At 66.7% G+C, this 14,659-nt stretch carries 17 protein-coding genes; 9 read left to right on the forward strand and 8 right to left on the reverse strand.

Annotation, left to right across the window (positions count from 1 at the left end):
* Window positions 1–59: 59 nt before the first annotated feature.
* The 3 genes from ACNHKD_RS18765 to ACNHKD_RS18775 form a co-directional block, all read right to left on the reverse strand.
* The gene (locus ACNHKD_RS18765; RefSeq protein WP_442754996.1) at window positions 60–1,688 is read right to left on the reverse strand and encodes a CTP synthase; all 1,629 of its coding nucleotides are present in this window, start codon (window positions 1,686–1,688) and stop codon (window positions 60–62) included.
* Between the two features lie 102 nt (window positions 1,689–1,790).
* Complete coding sequence (gene secG / locus ACNHKD_RS18770; protein WP_442754997.1) at window positions 1,791–2,498, reverse strand: preprotein translocase subunit SecG; 708 nt, start codon at window positions 2,496–2,498, stop codon at window positions 1,791–1,793.
* A 238-nt stretch (window positions 2,499–2,736) separates the two neighbouring features.
* Window positions 2,737–3,204: a hypothetical protein gene (locus tag ACNHKD_RS18775; protein WP_442754998.1), complete on the reverse strand. Its 468-nt coding sequence runs from the start codon at window positions 3,202–3,204 to the stop codon at window positions 2,737–2,739.
* A gap of 246 nt (window positions 3,205–3,450) precedes the next feature.
* Between ACNHKD_RS18775 and leuB the strand changes: the two genes are divergently transcribed.
* From leuB to ACNHKD_RS18795, 4 genes are all read left to right on the forward strand, one after another.
* Window positions 3,451–4,560 carry a 3-isopropylmalate dehydrogenase gene (gene leuB, locus ACNHKD_RS18780; protein WP_442754999.1) on the forward strand — a complete coding sequence of 370 codons (1,110 nt, stop codon included), beginning with the start codon at window positions 3,451–3,453 and terminating at the stop codon, window positions 4,558–4,560.
* A gap of 103 nt (window positions 4,561–4,663) precedes the next feature.
* Window positions 4,664–5,437, forward strand: coding sequence for a LamB/YcsF family protein (locus ACNHKD_RS18785; RefSeq protein WP_442755000.1), 774 nt, complete (start codon window positions 4,664–4,666; stop codon window positions 5,435–5,437).
* Complete coding sequence (locus ACNHKD_RS18790) at window positions 5,438–6,181, forward strand: 5-oxoprolinase subunit B family protein (RefSeq protein ID WP_442755001.1); 744 nt, start codon at window positions 5,438–5,440, stop codon at window positions 6,179–6,181. It abuts the gene before it with no gap.
* Complete coding sequence (locus ACNHKD_RS18795) at window positions 6,178–7,209, forward strand: biotin-dependent carboxyltransferase family protein (protein ID WP_442755002.1); 1,032 nt, start codon at window positions 6,178–6,180, stop codon at window positions 7,207–7,209. Before ACNHKD_RS18790 ends, ACNHKD_RS18795 begins: the two co-directional genes overlap by 4 nt.
* Window positions 7,210–7,301: 92 nt before the next feature.
* On the opposite strand, the gene ACNHKD_RS18800 is transcribed toward ACNHKD_RS18795, so the two are convergent.
* From ACNHKD_RS18800 to gloB, 3 genes are all read right to left on the reverse strand, one after another.
* On the reverse strand, window positions 7,302–8,114 hold the full coding sequence (locus tag ACNHKD_RS18800; RefSeq protein ID WP_442755003.1) for a DUF5765 domain-containing protein: 813 nt from the start codon (window positions 8,112–8,114) through the stop codon (window positions 7,302–7,304).
* Window positions 8,115–8,233: 119 nt separating this feature from the next.
* On the reverse strand, window positions 8,234–8,668 hold the full coding sequence (locus ACNHKD_RS18805) for a cupin domain-containing protein (RefSeq protein ID WP_442755004.1): 435 nt from the start codon (window positions 8,666–8,668) through the stop codon (window positions 8,234–8,236).
* The gene (gloB, locus tag ACNHKD_RS18810) at window positions 8,669–9,442 is read right to left on the reverse strand and encodes a hydroxyacylglutathione hydrolase (RefSeq protein WP_442755005.1); all 774 of its coding nucleotides are present in this window, start codon (window positions 9,440–9,442) and stop codon (window positions 8,669–8,671) included.
* A gap of 102 nt (window positions 9,443–9,544) precedes the next feature.
* Here gloB and ACNHKD_RS18815 point away from each other — a divergent pair, with 102 nt between their 5' ends.
* Complete coding sequence (locus ACNHKD_RS18815) at window positions 9,545–10,291, forward strand: class I SAM-dependent methyltransferase (protein WP_442755006.1); 747 nt, start codon at window positions 9,545–9,547, stop codon at window positions 10,289–10,291.
* Between the two features lie 44 nt (window positions 10,292–10,335).
* On the opposite strand, the gene ACNHKD_RS18820 is transcribed toward ACNHKD_RS18815, so the two are convergent.
* Entirely contained in the window at window positions 10,336–11,019 is a 684-nt protein-coding gene (locus ACNHKD_RS18820; RefSeq protein WP_442755007.1) for an alpha/beta hydrolase, read from the reverse strand.
* Window positions 11,020–11,574: 555 nt separating this feature from the next.
* On the opposite strand from ACNHKD_RS18820, the gene ACNHKD_RS18825 reads away from it, so the two are divergent.
* The 4 genes from ACNHKD_RS18825 (at window position 11,575) to ACNHKD_RS18840 (ending at window position 13,990) form a co-directional block, all read left to right on the forward strand.
* Entirely contained in the window at window positions 11,575–11,781 is a 207-nt protein-coding gene (locus ACNHKD_RS18825; protein WP_442755008.1) for a DUF2905 domain-containing protein, read from the forward strand.
* Between the two features lie 154 nt (window positions 11,782–11,935).
* Window positions 11,936–12,727 (forward strand): bestrophin-like domain, encoded by a 792-nt coding sequence (locus ACNHKD_RS18830; RefSeq protein WP_442755009.1) that lies wholly within the window; start codon window positions 11,936–11,938, stop codon window positions 12,725–12,727.
* A 454-nt stretch (window positions 12,728–13,181) separates the two neighbouring features.
* Window positions 13,182–13,487, forward strand: a complete 306-nt coding sequence (locus ACNHKD_RS18835) for a hypothetical protein (RefSeq protein ID WP_442755010.1) — start codon at window positions 13,182–13,184, stop codon at window positions 13,485–13,487.
* A gap of 80 nt (window positions 13,488–13,567) precedes the next feature.
* The gene (locus ACNHKD_RS18840; RefSeq protein WP_442755011.1) at window positions 13,568–13,990 is read left to right on the forward strand and encodes a hypothetical protein; all 423 of its coding nucleotides are present in this window, start codon (window positions 13,568–13,570) and stop codon (window positions 13,988–13,990) included.
* 120 nt (window positions 13,991–14,110) lie between these two features.
* Here ACNHKD_RS18840 and ACNHKD_RS18845 read toward each other — a convergent pair whose 3' ends face one another.
* Entirely contained in the window at window positions 14,111–14,599 is a 489-nt protein-coding gene (locus ACNHKD_RS18845) for a hypothetical protein (RefSeq protein WP_442755012.1), read from the reverse strand.
* Between the last annotated feature and the right edge of the window lie 60 nt (window positions 14,600–14,659).

Genomic DNA, 14,659 nt, shown 5'->3' on the forward strand with positions numbered 1-14,659 from the left:
CTGCCGAGGGCGCTTTACTCTGAAAGCGCCCCTGAAACATCTCTACTTGCAGTTATTAGTCACACCAACCGGCTCTGCGCCTTCGCCGCCGCGATAAAACTCGCAAACAGCGGGTGCGGCTCGAAGGGCCGCGATTTCAGCTCGGGGTGATACTGCACGCCGATGAACCAGGGATGGTCGGGGATTTCGACCGTCTCGGGCAGCAAGCCGTCCGGCGAGGAGCCCGCGAACAGGAGCCCGCAGGCCTCCAGCCGCTCGCGATATTTGAAATTCACCTCATAGCGGTGGCGGTGGCGTTCCGAGATTTCGGTCTTGCCGTAGATTTTCGCGATACGCGAACCGGGCTTCAGCAGCGCCGGAAAAGCGCCGAGCCGCATCGTGCCGCCGAGATCGCCGCCGGCCGCGCGCTTCTCCAGCTCATTGCCCTTGAGCCATTCGGTCATGAGGCCGACGACCGGCTCTGCGCAGGGGCCGAATTCGGTGGAATTGGCCTCGTCGACGCCCGCAAGCGCGCGCGCCGCCTCGATCACCGCCATCTGCATGCCGAAACAGATGCCGAAATAGGGCACGCCGCGCTCGCGCGCGAAACGGGCCGCGAGAATCTTGCCCTCGGCGCCGCGCTGGCCGAAGCCGCCCGGCACCAGAATGCCGTGCACATGTTCGAGATGCGCGGCCGGGTCGCCGCCCTCGAAAATCTCGGACTCGATCCAGTCGAGATTGACCTTCACCCGGTTCGCGATGCCGCCATGCGCCAGGGCCTCGATGAGGCTCTTATAGGCGTCCTTCATCTCGGTGTATTTGCCGACGACCGCGATGGTGACCTCGCCCTCGGGATTGAGAATGCGCTGCGTCACCGCGTTCCAGCGGCTCATATCGGGCTTGGGCGCGGGCTCGATGCCGAAGGCGGCGAGCACCTGCGCGTCGAGGCCGGCCGCGTGATAGGCGCGCGGAACGTCGTAGATGTTCGCGGCGTCGCGCGCCTCGATCACCGCCTGCTCGCGCACGTTGCAGAAAAGCCCAAGCTTGCGGCGCTCCTCGCGCGGGATCTCGCGGTCCGTGCGGCAGAGGAGAATGTCCGGCTGAATGCCGATGGAGCGCAGCTCCTTCACCGAATGCTGCGTGGGCTTGGTCTTCAGCTCGCCGGCGCTCGGAATGTAGGGGAGCAGCGTCAGGTGGATATAGATCGCGTGATTCTGCGGCAGATCATATTTGATCTGGCGGATGGCCTCGAAGAAAGGCAGGCCCTCGATGTCGCCGACCGTGCCGCCGATCTCGATCAGCGCGAAATCCACATTGTCGTTGCCCTCGAGGATGAACTCCTTGATGGCGTTGGTGACATGCGGGATGACCTGGATCGTCGCGCCGAGATAGTCGCCGCGCCGCTCCCTGTTGATGATGTCCTGATAGATGCGGCCCGTCGTGACGTTGTCCTGCCTGGTCGCGGGGCGCCCGGTGAAGCGCTCATAATGCCCCAGATCGAGATCCGTCTCGGCGCCGTCGTCCGTGACGAAGACCTCGCCGTGCTGATAGGGCGACATCGTGCCCGGATCGATGTTGAGATAAGGGTCCAGCTTGCGGAGTCGGACCGTGTAGCCGCGCGCCTGCAGGAGCGCGCCGAGAACCGCCGACGCGAGACCCTTGCCGAGAGAGGAAACCACGCCGCCGGTGATGAAGATGTAGCGCGCCATGGGGCTTAACGCCTAACGCCTTTCGCTGGATTTGGGTAGCGCATATTTGCGCCGGGGAAGCGACTTCCCCAGCGTATTTTTGTCCCTTGCTTGTCGGGCGCCTTATTGGACGGGCGACTTCCACTGCGTCGGCGCCGCAGGGGCGGGAGCCGCCGGCGCAGGGGCGGGAGCCGCCGGCGCAGGGGCGGGAGCCGCCGGCGCTTCGGCCTTCGGGGTTTCGGCGGGCTTCGGAGCCTCGGCGGCGGGAGCTTCGGTCTTCGGAGCTTCGGCCTTCGGGGCTGCGATCACGGGCTCGGCCTTGGGAGCTTCAGCCTTGGGAGCTTCGGCCTTGGGAGCTTCGGCCTTGGGGGCCTCAGCCGGCTTCGGAGCCTCGGCCTTCGGAGGCTCCTGCGACGGGCGCAGGTCGGGCTTCTGCTCCGCCGGGGCCGGGGCCGCGCCCTGCTGGCGCTTCTGCTGGGCGCGCTGGAGCTGGTCGAAGACCGAATCCTTGGTCGGGTCCGCCTTCTCGTCCTTTTCGCCGGGCTTCATTTCCTTGAACTTGATGTCGCCTTGGTCGATCGCCTTGGTCCAGTCGTCGCCGCCCGCCGCGTGGCGCTCCCAGGCCGGCAGAACGGTAAGCGCGATGCTGGTCAGGAAAAAGATCGTCGCGAGAATGCCCGTCGCGCGGGTCAGGGCGTTGGCCTGGCCGCGCCCCGTAAAGACGCCGCTGCCGCCCATGCCGAGCGCGCCGCCCTCCGACTTTTGGTAGAGAACGAGGATGACGAGCGCCGTCACCACCATCAGGTGGATCGCGATAATGACCTGCTGCATTTTCGACCTTCTCCGAGCGGAGCGCCGGCTTCCGCCAGGCTCGACGCCAAATCCATCGCGGGCTTCTACACCATGCGGGACGCGCAAGGAAGGGGCGCCTTCGCCAGATCTCGCCAGATCATGCGGCGTTTAGGCGGAATCGCCTGAACGCAGACATTGTGATCGATCCCTGGCGAGCTGAATCAAACAAAAAGCGGGCCGCCGGGGCCCGCTTCCCTTTTTCAGACAGCCAACCGGCTCAGTACATATTGCCGTCCTGTCCCTTCCACTTCGAGCCTTCCTGGTCGAAGCGGGTCTCGTCCTTGAACTCGATGACGCTGCCGGGCTCGATATATTGCTTGTCCTTGATCATCTGGTTCTGGATCGTGGTCGAATAATAGGTCGTGTTGTCCGAGCAGCCGGGCTTCGGGGCGCCGCCTTCGGGCTTGCATTCCAGATTGGCGCCCTTGGGGAAGCGGACGCTCGCCGTAAAATAGAACTCGTAGCCGGCATGGCCGGCGCCCTCGACGTCGAGCGGCCAGAAGCGGGTGACCTCGAACTTTTCGATCGCCGCGTCCTTGTCGAACTTGTTCTTGATCAGGTTCTCGAAGACCTTGCGGGCGTCATCGGGCTTCGGCTCGCAATTCATCAGGCAGAAGGCCTTGGCGGGAATCGCCCCGGCAAAGGCCGCGAACATCGTCAGCGCGACGACTTTGAATATTTTCATGGCTTCGTCTCCCTCGTTCCGCCCCGACGTTGGGGGCGGCCGCCGTTCTTTTGGCGTCGGCGACTCAGACCCGGCAACGTCTTAATCATTGACCTTTTTCAAGCTGCACGGCTTCGCCCTTTCCGGCAAGGGAGGCGCGCCGCGCGAATTGTCGCACGACGGCGCGCAAATCGCCGGATGTTGCGCCGCTGTCTCCGCCGCTCTATTGACGGCGCAGATTTCTTCAACACGCAAACGAGGGTCTTCATGTCCGCCTACAAGCTCCTGCTCCTGCCCGGCGACGGCATCGGTCCGGAAATCTCCGCCGAGGCCGAGAAGGTGATCGACTTCCTCGGCCAGGCGGGGGTGGCGGCGTTCGAGGTCGAGCGCGGCCTCGTCGGCGGCGCCGCCTATGACGCGCACAAGGTCGCAATCAGCGAAGACGACATGAAGCTCGCCCATGCGGCGGACGCCGTGCTGCTCGCCGCCGTCGGCGGGCCGAAATGGGACGGCGCGCCCTACGCCGTGCGCCCCGAAGCCGGCCTTTTGCGCCTGCGCAAGGACCTCGCCCTCTTCGCCAATCTGCGTCCGGCGATCTGCTATCCGGCGCTGGCCGACGCCTCCTCGCTCAAGCGCGAACTGGTCGACGGCCTCGACATCATGATCGTGCGCGAACTGACCGGCGGCGTCTATTTCGGCGAGCCGAAGGAGATCGTCACGCTCGAAAACGGCGAGAAGCGCGCCGTCGACACGCAGGTCTACACAACCCACGAGATCGAGCGCATCGGCCGCGTCGCCTTCGAACTCGCGCGCAAGCGCGGGAACAAAGTCACCTCGTCCGAAAAGGCGAACGTCATGCGGTCGGGCTATCTGTGGCGCGAGGTCATCACCGCGCTGCATAAGCGCGAATATGCCGACGTGCAGCTCGAACATATGCTCGCCGACGCGCTCGGCATGCAGCTCGTGCGCTGGCCCAAGCAGTTCGACGTGATCGTCACCGACAATCTCTTCGGCGACATGCTCTCCGACGAAGCGGCGATGCTCACCGGCTCGCTCGGCATGCTGCCCTCCGCGTCTCTCGGCGCAGCGGATGAGAAGGGCAAGCGCAACGCCATGTACGAACCCTGCCACGGCTCGGCGCCGGACATCGCCGGCAAGGGAATCGCGAACCCGATCGCCATGATCGGCTCGCTCGGCATGGCGATGCGCTATTCCTTCGACAACGCCAGGGCGGCGGACGCGATCGACACCGCCATCGCCAATGTGCTCGCCAAGGGCCTGCGCACCATCGACATCAAAGGCGACGCGCCCTCCTCCATCTCCACCGCGCAGATGGGCGACGCGATCGTTGCCGAGCTGAAGACGATTCTCGCATAACGGAAGGCTCCCGCTCGCCCGGCGCCCGCCGCAAGCTCGGCGGGCGCTTCATTATTTTGCGCCGCGCTGTCGCGGCGCGGCCGGGCGCGCTAAGATCGCTTCGATGACGACAGCGCGGCGAATCGATCTCAACGCCGATCTCGGCGAAGGCTTCGGCCCCTGGCGCATGGGCGACGACGCGGCGATGCTCGACGTGGTGACGAGCGCCAATGTCGCCTGCGGCTTTCACGCCGGCGACCCGGACATCATGGCCGCGACTTTCGCGCTGGCGCGCGAAAAGCGGGTTGCGGTCGGCGCGCATGTGGGCTTCCCGGATCTGGCGGGCTTCGGGCGCCGGCCCATGGCGATGAGCGCGGCCGAAATCGAGCGCGCCGTCGCCTATCAGATCGGCGCGGCGCAGGCGCTCGCTGCGCTCTGCGGCCATCGCATTGCTTACGTGAAAGCGCATGGCGCGCTCGCCAATATCGCCGAGAGGGACGCGGATGTCGCCGACGCGCTGGCCCGCGCGACGCGCGCCGCCGACGCGTCTCTTACGCTTCTCGCCATTGCGCTCTCGGAACAGACGCGCGCGGGCGAGCGCGCGGGACTGAAAGTGGCGCATGAAGTTTTCGCGGACCGCGCCTATGTCGATGATGGGCGCCTGCAGCCGCGCGGCGAGGCGGGAGCCGTCATCACGGATTGCGACGCGGCGATGGCGCGCATGCGCGATATGCTGGCGGAGGGCGCGCTCATCGCCGTCACCGGCAAACGCCTGCCGACGCCAATCGACTCCGTCTGCGTGCATGGCGACACGGACCACGCCGTCGAGATGGCGCGGCGCCTGCGCGCCGGGCTTGAAGCGGGGGGCTTCGCCTTGCGCGCCTTTAGCGAGGGCTAGATGCGTTACGAGCGACCGCGTTTTCTCGATCAGGGCGAAGCGGCGCTGACGGTCGAATTCGGAGACGCTGTCGACGCCGAGATCAACGCGCGCGTGCTGGCGCTCGACGCCGCCTTTCGTCGCGAGCCGCCGGCGGGCGTGACGGAAACGACGCCGACCTATCGCTCGCTCCTCGTGCAATACGAGCCGCTCGACTTGCCGCGGCGGGATTTGATCGACTGGATCAACGCCGTCATTGCGAAGAGCGACAGCGACGAAGCGATCCGGAGCCGAAACGACGCCGCGCGTTGGGTCATCCCCTGCTGTTACGACCCTGCCGTCGCTGAGGACGCTGAAGAAGCGGCAAGGGCCCTCGGCCTGGCCGCGCAAACGCTCGCCGAGACCCATGCCGGCGCCAAATATCGCGCCTACATGTACGGCTTCGCGCCGGGCTGGTGCTATCTCGGCGGGCTGCCGGAAGCGCTCGCCGTCCCCCGCCGCCTGGCGCCGCGCGGGCCGACGCCGGAAGGCGCCGTGCTGATCGGCGGCGGCTTGTCGCTCATCGCGACCAATCCCATGCCGACCGGCTGGTATGTCGTTGGCCGCACGCCGGAGCGGCTCTTTTCGCTTCGCCGCGATCCGCCCTTTCTCGTCTCGCCCGGCGACGCGCTGCGCTTCGAGCCGATCGACGCCACGACCTTCGCCGCGCTCGACGCGCGCGCTACGAAGGGCGAGATCGTCGCGCGCCGCGAGGCGCGGCCGTGAACGCGCGGCTTCTCGTCCGCGCCGCTGGACCGGGGGTCACGATCCAGGACGCCGGCCGCTTCGGCCATTCGCGTTTCGGCGTCACGCCCGCGGGGCCGATGGACAAACCGGCTTTCGTCGCCGCGACCCGCGCCGTCGGCGCCGAGGCGGCGATTGAGGTTTCGATCGGCGGCGCGATCTTTGAGGCGGAAGGCGCGACCCTCCCCGTCGCCGTCGCCGGGGGCGGCTTCGACGTCCGTCTGGACGAAATCACGCTCCCGCCGGCCCGCGTCTTTCCGCTCGAACCCGGCGCCCGCCTGGCGATCCGGGCCGGGGCTTCCGGCGCCTGGTGTTACGTGGCGATCGGCGCGCGCTTCGACGCGCCAAAAGCGCTCGGCTCGCTCTCGACCCATGCGCGCTCCGGGATCGGCCCGAAACCGCTCGCGGCGGGCGACGCGCTGACGCTCTCGGACATTGCGCCGCCGCCGCGCGGACCGCTGGCGCTCACCGCTCCCTGGCTCGCGCGGGACGATGCGCCCATCCGCGTCATGCTGGGCCCGCAGGACGACTACTTCCCGCCCCGGGCTGTCGAGGCCCTGCTCTCCGCCGAGTGGCGCGTCGGCGCGCGCAGCGACCGCATGGCCTATGCGCTGGAAGGCCCGCGCCTGATCCATGCGCGCGGCCACGACATCGTCTCCGACGGCGCGGCCATGGGGGCCATCCAGGTTCCGGGCTCGGGCATCCCTTTCGTGCTGATGGCGGATCGCCAGCCCACGGGCGGTTATCCGAAGATCGCCACGGCGATCGGCGCCGATCTGGGCCGGCTGGCGCAATTGCGGCCGGGAGAAACGCTGCGCTTTCGCGCGGTCGACTGGGCGGAGGCCGTCGCGGCGCGGCGGGAGCTGAAAAACAGAATGGCGGCGGGAGCGACCCTGACGCCCCTCGCCGCCGAGGTTTCGACGGAAGCGCTGCTTGCCGCGAATTTGATCGGGGGCGTGGTCAGCGCGCTCGACCCCCTCTTCCCGCCTGCGGGGAAAGGGCAGGGGTGAGAAGTGAGGGTGAGGGGCAAGGCCGAAAGAGCGACGATGACGCTTCGCCCCTCACCCTGACCCTCTTCCCGCGAGCGGGGAGAGGGAACAAACTACTCCGCCGGCTCCTTCACCAAGGCCGTCTCCGCAGCCGCCGCGGCCGGCCCGCGGGCGGCCTTGCGGCGCTTACGCCACTTCCAGATCATCATCCACCACGGATCGCCGACATGAAGATGGTAGCGCAGGGGCGTCTTGATGATGGCGAGCACGAGGCCGATCGAGAACAGGCACCAGACCGCCGGCCATTCATTGATGTTGTTCGTCGTGAGGCTCGCAAGCCAGGGGCCGGCGACCCAGGAGAAAAGGATGAAGCGCCAGCTCCCGTAGAGCGACGGGATGAAGAAGGCCATCATGGGATAGCCGATATAGCCGCGCCCGAGCGTGGCGTTGTCGGCCATGCTGTTGCCGATCCCGTTTGTCGGCAGCAGCCAGGCGATGTGCCATTCGCCGCGCACCGTGCAGAGCACCTCGCCGCAGAGCGGCCGCCCCAGCGCGCAATGCCCCGCCCAGCTGAAAGGATAGAGCTGGATCAGCATGAGGATCGCGGCGACGAAACAGCCGAAATAGGCCCAGGGCGCGACGATCCGGGCGCTGTCCTTGGGCATGAAATAGAGCGCCACCGCATTGATGAAGAAGGGCTGGAACGTAATGTGAAGATAACCGAACATGGTCATCATCTGATTCAAGGGCGAATCGCACTGATTCAGCACCGAATAGGCGACCGCCTGCAGCGACTCCATGCTCGCGAAATAAAGAAGGCAGATCCATAGAGCGAGCGGCTCCGGATTCTTCTTGAGAGCCGAATAGGCCGCGCCGGCGATGCCGGTCGCCGCCAAAACCGTCGAAGCTTCCCCGCTCCAGCACATGGGCGTCGTTTCCTCTTTTTGTCCTTGCGCGCCCCGATACACTATCCGGCGACTGGCACAAAGCCCCATGCGCGGGAGCTGGCGTGGCGCGTACGATCCCCCATCGGGAGGGGCCCGCGTCAGGCAGGCGGGGGGAAGCCCGGCGGCGCGAGTTCGAAATGCGCGAATTCGAAGCCCGGCGAGACGGTGCAGCCGACAAGCGTCCACGCGCCGAGGCTCTTCGCTGATTGCCAGACGCCGGCCGGAACGATCCCCTGCGGACGCTCGCCGGCGACGAGATCGCTCCCGAGCCGCATCGCGGTGCTGCGCGCGCCGTCATGGAGCGACAGCTCCAGCGGCGCGCCGGCGTGCCAGTGCCAGATTTCTCCGGCGTCGACCCGGTGCCAGGCGGAAACCTGCCCCGCCGGCAGGAGATAATAGATGGCGGTGCCGACCGAGCGCCCGTCGAGCCGACGCGGGTCGCGGAAGGTCTCTTTGTAGAAGCCGCCTTCGGGATGCGGGGCGAGGTCGAGCAGACGCGCGACTTCCTCCGCCGAAAGATCGGTCGCGCTCATCTAAGCGAAACTGTTCTTGCGTTGGCGCATGGCGGCGAAGACGGCGAAGGGGTTGGCGTCGCCCATGCCCATCGCCTTCTTCACCTCGGGGTCCTCGACGCGCAGGAAGGGGTTCGTCGCATTCTCCAGCGCGATCGTCGTCGGCAAAGTGAACTTTCCCGCCTTGCGCAGTTCCGCGACGCTCGCGAGCCGGTCGCGCAGCACCGGGTTTTCGGGGTCCACCGTGACCGCGAAGCGGCCGTTGGCCTGCGTATATTCGTGCCCGCAATAGACGCTGGTCTCGCCCGGCAGGTTGGCGATCTTTTCGAGCGACAGGCGCATCTCGTCCATCGTGCCCTCGAAGACGCGTCCGCAGCCCAGTGAAAACAGCGTATCGCCGACGAAGACCGCCTCGTCGTCCGGGAACCAATAGACGACATGGCCGGAAGTATGGCCGGGCGTCGCGATCACCCGGGCGCGCGAGGCGCCGAGCGGCGCCTCGTCGCCGTCTGTGACCGCCTGGTCGAGCGGCGGCAGGCGGTGGGCGTCCTTCGCCGAGCCGACGATCTTCATCTGCGGGAAGCGTCGCTTCAGGATCTCCCATCCCTCGATATGGTCGAGATGGTGATGGGTGATCAGGAGATGGGTCAGCGGCCAGCCGCGCCGCTCGGCCTCGGCCGCGATCGCCTCGCCGTCCGGCGCGTCGACGCTTGCGGTCGCGCCAGTCTCCCGGTCATGGACGAGGAGGCCGAAATTATCCGTCAGGCAAATGAACTGGGCTACGTCAATGGGCATGTCGGTCTCCGCCGCTCTCGGCGCAATATCATAAAGCTCCCCTGCAAAAATGCGACCCGGCCTCGTCTTGCGTCGCTGGGCGAATAAGCGGATGATCCGGCCATGGCGCTCGATGTCGTTGGATTGCGGGCTTTTTACGAAACGGCGCTGGGCGAGGTGGCCCGCCGCGTGGTTGGGCGCATGGTGCGCTCCCGCTGGGAAGACCATGCCAGCCTGCGCGTGCTCGGGATCGGCTATCCGACGCCCTATCTCGATGGCTTCCGGGAAAAAGCCCAGCGCGTCCTGGCCTTCATGCCGGCGACTCAGGGCGTCGTTCACTGGCCGCTCGACGGCAAATCGGCGACGGCGCTGGTCGAAGCCTCGATGACGCCCCTGCCCGACCAGTGCATCGACCGCATCCTTCTCGTCCACGCGCTGGAAGTGGAGGAGCACCCGCGGGATCTGCTGGAGGAGGTCTGGCGCATTCTGGCGCCGGGCGGTCGCGTCGTCATCGTCGCGCCGAGCCGCACGGGCCTCTGGGCGCGGGTGGACACTACACCTTTCGGCCACGGCCACCCCTATTCGCGCGGGCAGTTGCAGACGCTGCTGCAGGAGGCGCAATTCCTGCCCGTGTTCTGGGGCGAGGCGCTCTATGTGCCGCCCTTCCAGCGCGTGACGCTGCTGCGCTCCGCCCCGGCCTTTGAGCGCATCGCCGGACGATTCTCCCTGCCGGGCGGCGGCGTGCATGTGGTGGAGGCCACGAAACAGCTCTACCGGCCAGTGGTGCGCCGCGCCGCGCGGCGTATTCCCGTCCTCGTCGAACCGGTCCTGGAGCCGGTGCTGGAGCCGGAGGGGGCGGAGCCGGCGTGAGATCCTCCATCCGACCCTGCTGACGCAAAGGTCGGATGAGAGTCTCACCGCCGCGCGAACTCCACTTTCACGCCGAAAGCCTGCGCCAGGAACAGCGCGCCATGGATCAGCCCGGCATTGTCGATGCCGTGGCCGAGCCCGGCCGATATGTGCCATTGCGTCGGGACATTCATGTCGGCGAGCGAATTGGCTGAGAGCATCAGCGCGTCGACCGGGATGAGCTCGTCTTCCTCGCCATGGACGAGAAGCACGTTGGGCGGCGGGCTCTGAGGCGAGCGCTCGGCGCCGGGCTGGTCGGGACCCAGCACCAGTATCCCGGAATAGCCGAGGATCGCGCGGGGCGCCTTGCGCCGGCGCAGCCCCGTATGCAGAGCCATCATCGTCCCCTGGCTGAAGCCCACCAGCGCGAGCGAGCGCTCGTCGAAGCCGCGCTTCTCCAACTCCTCGTCGAGAAAGGCGTCGAGCGTCGGGCGCGCGGAAATCACGCCGCGCCAGCGTTCGTCGGGATCGCGCATGGTCAGCGGAAACCATTGCCGCCCCATGGGCGACATGGCGCAGCGTTCCGGCGCATGAGGCGCGACGAAATCGGCGTCGGGGAGGAAGGAGCGCCATTGGCGCCCGATCTCGATGAGATCGGCGCCGTCCGCGCCATAGCCATGAAGGAAAACGACGAGCTGCCGGGCTTTGCCGGATTTCGCCGCAACTCTCGGACCGTCGATCGCCGCCATTTGTCGCGCTCCCCTTTATCGCCGATAGCTAGTCGGGGGTAAGCGCGCCAAGGTCAAGAGCGAATGACGAATTCCGGGGACCTGCCCGGCGACGCCGCGCGCGCTCGGGCCGAAAACGTCAAAAAGTAAGCGCGAAACGCAGGATCTTGAAGGCGAAGATGAAGGCGCCCGCGAGCGTGCCGTGCTTCACCATCGTCATCGCGATCCAGATATGATCAGGCCTCATCATCATTGTCATACCTTTCCAATATACGCGCACGTCCGCGCGCGGAGCTTCGCAGCCCGCGAGGATGGAGAGACGTTTTGTTGTCAGGTTCAGGGCGTCTGCGTCTCGACAGGCCCTTGCGAAAGGCGCGCCATGGCGCCCTCATTCGGCTGGGCGATTTCGTCGCACCCTTGTCGTGCGCGCCGATCATTCGCCGCTCGAAACCTGTCGTGCGAGGTAACGGCGTAACCGATGTTTTGCAAGCGAAGGGCTTCGCGAATCCGGCCTTCGCGACAATATGTCACTTCGCGCGGCGCGAACCGCGCAAGCAGGCGAGAGGCTGCATCATCATGCCCAGATTACTGATTTTTATCGGTGTCGCGTTGATCGGTCTCGGGCTGCTGTGGATGGCGGCCGAGCGCTTCGGCGTCACGCCGGGGCGTCTGCCGGGCGACATCGTCTATGAGCGCGGCAATTTGCGCATCTATCTTCCGCTCGCGACGTCGCTGCTGCTGAGCGTCCTGCTGAGCGCCCTCTTCTGGCTCATGAGACGTTGACGCGGCCGCTAACGTTTTGCGTCCCCGACATCCGTGCAAATAACGGGTCGCGTCGCCTCCCCGCGTGGTGAAGAGAACGTGAATTCCCGCGCCGCTTCAAAGGCTTTGACAAAGCCTCGCCCGCGCCGCCTAATGGCCGCGAAGGAGACACGCGGTGTACGATCTGCTCAAAGGCTTTTCGACGGGGCAAATGGCGTCGATGTTTTGCGGCGGCTTCGTCGCGCTCACCGTCATCGGCATTTTCATCGGCCGCCCCTATTCGCGGCGATGGATACATGGACGACGCAACGCCAACGACATGATCGGCTTTTCGCTGCAGAGCTTCGCCGCGCTGTACGGGATCCTGCTCGGCCTGCTCGCTATCGAAGCCTATCAGGACTTCACCGCCGCGAAGGACGCCGTCTCCAAGAAGGCGCTGGTTTTCGCGACGCTCTATCACGATCTCAACGGCTTCCCCATGCCGCTGCGGGAGCAGCTTCAGCAGGATCTGCACGATTACGCCGTCGAAGCCGTCGAGACGCACTGGCCGGCCGACCCGACAACGTCGACCGCCACAGGCTCCTCGCCGACGTTGCGGCGCATGATGTCGAAGCTCCTCATGTTCGAACCGCGCACAAAGACCGAAGAGCTCGTATCCGCCGAGACGTTCCGGCAAGTGAACGTCATGATCGAACAGCGTCGTCTGCTGCTGGACGCGGAGAGCGCGGGCATACCCGGCCCCTTATGGTCGGTCGTCTATCTCGGCGCTTTTCTCTATCTGCTGCTTATGTGCCTCTTCGACATGGAGGCGCATGTGCATCTCCTGCTCGGCGTGACGACGTCGCTGTTCCTCGGCGCCGTCATCTTTCTCATCGCCGCGCTGGACAATCCCTTCCGCGGCGGCATTACGGTCGATCCCGCGCCGATCATCGCGATGCGCGACCGCGCAATCAGCCTGTCGGAATGAAAGGGTCGCGCTGCGCGCGGCTCAGTTTGTTGACAAACTTCCCAAGGCGGCCTCGTCTTTCGAGACATGAGCTTCGCTCGCTCCTCAGGATGACGCCTGACTGTTGGGCGTCGATGGAAGAAACGCCTTATGCCGAGGAGCTTGCAAAGCAAGCGTCTCGAAGCGCGAGGGGCGTCGCCGCTACTTTGTCAGCAATCCGGGTCGCGCTGCGCGCGACTCCTTGTGGCGAAGGCCATGGCGCGCCCGCATCTCGCCGCCGCGCCCTCGCGGCGACGGCGGCTTCAGTGACAAGCCGGGCAAATGCTTTGCGACGGCGCCGGAGACGCCTGGCCTCCGCGCCCGAAAAGGCGCGGCCGGCTTTTTGTGGGCCCCGGTCAGGAACAACCCTCGGTCGCCTCTGGTTGATCGCTCACGCGACATAACGCGGGAACGCCAACGTACCGAGGATGCCGACATGCAGCTCTTCAAGCGAAATCGGGAACGCGACGCCGAGAATATCGGGGCGATGGTCGCCCAGCAAGCGTCGAGCGCCGCCGATCAGGCGGGGCGCATGGTTGAACAAGGCATGGAACAGGCCACGAAGACGCTCGCCGCCGCCCGCGAGCAGGGCCAGCAGGTCGCCGACAGCGCAAGCGACGCCATTGAAGACTGGCGCACGACGATCGAATCGTCCGTCCGCGCGCAGCCTTTTACGGCGCTCGCCTTGGCCGCCATCGCCGGGATGGCCCTCGGCGCGCTATGGCGCACGGGCGAGAAATAGGCGCCCCTCCGGCGCGGCGTCACGGGGGCGCCGCGCGCCCAGGCGGGGAACCGTCGAGCCCCCGGCAGCGTTTTCCTCTCATGCGCAACGCCGCCGCCCTTTTCCTGGCAATCGCAGCATGGCTCGCCGCCGCGGCGAGCGCCCCGGCCTGTGCTCAGGAAAGCCGGGTCGCGCTCTTCTATGGGGGCGAAGACGGCCGGGCGGCGGCGCGGGACGCGTGGCGCCGCCGGGTGTCCCGCGCGCGCAGCGACTATGAAGCCTTCGCGGGCCGCGCCGTCCAGGTTTATCTGTCGTTTTTGAACCCCGCGCCCGAAAGGAAAGCGCCGCGCCCGACGTCGATCCTGCGCGATCCCACCTTGCGGGCAGGCGACATTTACGCGGCGCCGGACGGTTTCATGGTTTTCCGCGGGCGCATTGCCGGCGCGCACCAGCCCTCCGACTTTGCGCCGATGTCTGACGAACGCGCGAGAAAGCTTTCACTCGCCATCGGCACGGGACGTTGAGCCTCGCCGCGGGCGTCATTTCGTCGTGAATCGCCACACCAGCGAAGCGACCGGACGCGCTCGAGAAAGCGCTCCGGTCACGGCGCGAACGGGCGTTTTCGTCGAGCGCGTCGGATCGACTTACCAGCCCCAGCTGGAATATCCCCATCCGGGATAGCCGCAGACATTCACCCAGGTCCGCGCCCAACCCCAGCCCGTCCAGATCATGCGCGGCCGGTAGCAACCATAGCCGTAGCCGCCGTAGATCGCCGGCCGGTAGTAATACGGACGATAGCCCCAGCCGCCATAGCCCAGGCCCGGACGGCCCCAAAAGCCGGCGCGGCCAAATCCGCCGCCCCAGCGACCGCCCCAACCGCCGCCTCCCCAGCCGCCGCCGCTCCAGCCGCCGCCCCAACCTCCAAGGCGCGCGCCGCCGCCAAAACCGCCGAAGTGGCCCCCGCCGAAGCCCCCGCCGCCAAAGCCGCCGAAGTGGCTCCCGCCGAAGCCCCCGCCGCCAAATCCGCCGAAATGACCGCCGCCGAAGCCCCCGCCATGCCCCCATGCAAGGGCTTCTCCGGGCAGGACAATCGCGGCCGTCAGCGCGCCGATCAGAGCAATTCTTCGAAGCATCGTTGTGCTCCTGTTGCGAAAGGACGCCCCTCCGCTCAAAGGTTAGCCGGCGCTTGCCGA

The sequence above is a fragment of the Methylocystis sp. JAN1 genome, from assembly GCF_052186135.1.
Classification (GTDB): domain Bacteria; phylum Pseudomonadota; class Alphaproteobacteria; order Rhizobiales; family Beijerinckiaceae; genus Methylocystis.